The organism is Variovorax sp. P1_H12_2 (assembly GCF_056405335.1).
Genome location: NZ_JBFUCI010000700.1, coordinates 1 through 1,667, shown reverse-complemented (window position 1 = coordinate 1,667; position 1,667 = coordinate 1). Strand labels below are relative to the sequence as shown.

Genomic DNA, 1,667 nt, shown 5'->3' with positions numbered 1-1,667 from the left:
CTGAGCGACAGGCCGCCCTTGATGACGAGGTCGACCGCGCGGTCGAGGTCGGCGTCGTCCATCACGATCAGCGGATTCTTGCCGCCGAGCTCCATCTGGGTGCGCGTGGTCATGGCGGCCGCGCGGTGGATCTGCTCGCCCGCCGCCGTCGACCCGGTGAACGAAATGGCACGCACGGCGGGCGATTCGGTGATCACCGGCCCGACCTCCGAGGCGCGCCCCGTGATGAAATTGAGCACGCCCTTCGGCAGGCCGGCCTGGATCAGGGACTCGGCCAGGCGCAGACCCGACAGCGGCGCGTCCGACGAGGGCTTGAAGACCACCGTGTTGCCGGTGATCAGCGCCGGCGCGATCTTGCGCGCCGGAATCGACACCGGGAAGTTCCAGGGGCTGATGACCGTCACCACCCCGAGCGGCTCGCGCTGGCTGTAGACCACCATGTCCGGGTCGTCCTGCGGAAAGGTCTCGCCCGAAAAAGACTGGCCTTCCACCGCGTAGAAGCGCAGCGTCTGCGCCGAACGCAGGACCTCGTCCCTGGCCTGGGCCATCGGCTTGCCCTCTTCGCGGGTCAGTTCCTCGGCGAAGGCGGCGGCGTTGGCCTCCATGTATTGGGCCGCGGCATTGAGGATCGCAGCGCGCCTGGATACGGGCGTCTTCCGCCAGCCGTCGAACGCCGCAGCCGCCGCGGCCACGGCCGCCCTGGCGTCGTCGGCGCACGAAGCCTGAAAGCGCCCCACGACCTCCCGCGCGTCTGCGGGATTGATGTTGTCAAAGGTGCGATCGGAACTGCTGGAAACCCAGGCTCCGTCGATGTGGTTCTGGAAGGGTGTCGATGAGGCGTGGGTCATTTCGGCGCGTGGTGGCGGTTGAGTCAATCTGAGAATACTGTATACCAACAAAAACGGCAAGATCAGGAATCTCCTGTGAGTGCAGGGTTGCAGAGTGGGCGATTGTTGGTATACAGTATCCACACAAAACCCAATTTCATCTCACCACTCGACCAGGAGCCCGCATGCCCGCCCTCATGAACCGCGACGAATTCCGGACCGCCCTCGAAAACGCCATCAAGGGCAGGAGCGCCAACACCTCCCCCTTCAGCCTGGCCTGGGCCGGCGGCACGCTGAGCCGTGCGCACCTGGCGCGCTGGGCCGAGAACCACTACCACTACGTCGGCCCCTTCGCCGACTACCTCGGCTATCTCTATGCCCGCATGCCCGACCGCTTCACCGAAGCGAAGGACTTCCTGCTGGCCAACATGTACGAGGAAGAGATCGGCGGCGATCGCCACACTGACCTGCTGATCCGCTTTGCCGAAGCCTGCGGCACCACGCGCGAACGCGTGATCGACCCCGACAACATGTCGCCGACCACGCGCGGCCTGCAAAGCTGGTGCTACGCGGTGGCGATGCGCGAAGACCCGATCGTGGCCGTCGCCGGCCTGGTGGTGGGCCTCGAGTCGCAGGTGCCGTCGATCTACCGCAAGCAGACGCCCACCTTGCGCGAGAAATACGGCTTCACCGATGAGGAAGTGGAATTCTTCGACCTGCACATCGTCTCGGACGAGATCCACGGCGAGCGCGGCTACCAGATCGTGCTCGAGCACGCGACCACCGTCGAGTTGCAGCAGCGCTGCCTGAAGATCTGCGAAGTCGGTGCCCAGATGCGCC

General features: G+C 65.6%; 2 protein-coding genes. One reads left to right on the top strand and one right to left on the bottom strand.

Going from position 1 to position 1,667, the window contains the following annotated elements:
* Positions 1–848: aldehyde dehydrogenase family protein (locus AC1D2K_RS34335; RefSeq protein ID WP_478094858.1), on the bottom strand; the 848-nt coding region annotated here is incomplete at its 3' end.
* 164 nt (positions 849–1,012) lie between these two features.
* Between AC1D2K_RS34335 and AC1D2K_RS34330 the strand changes: the two genes are divergently transcribed.
* Positions 1,013–1,667, top strand: a 655-nt coding sequence (locus tag AC1D2K_RS34330; protein ID WP_478094855.1) for a TenA family transcriptional regulator, incomplete at its 3' end; no start/stop codon positions are given.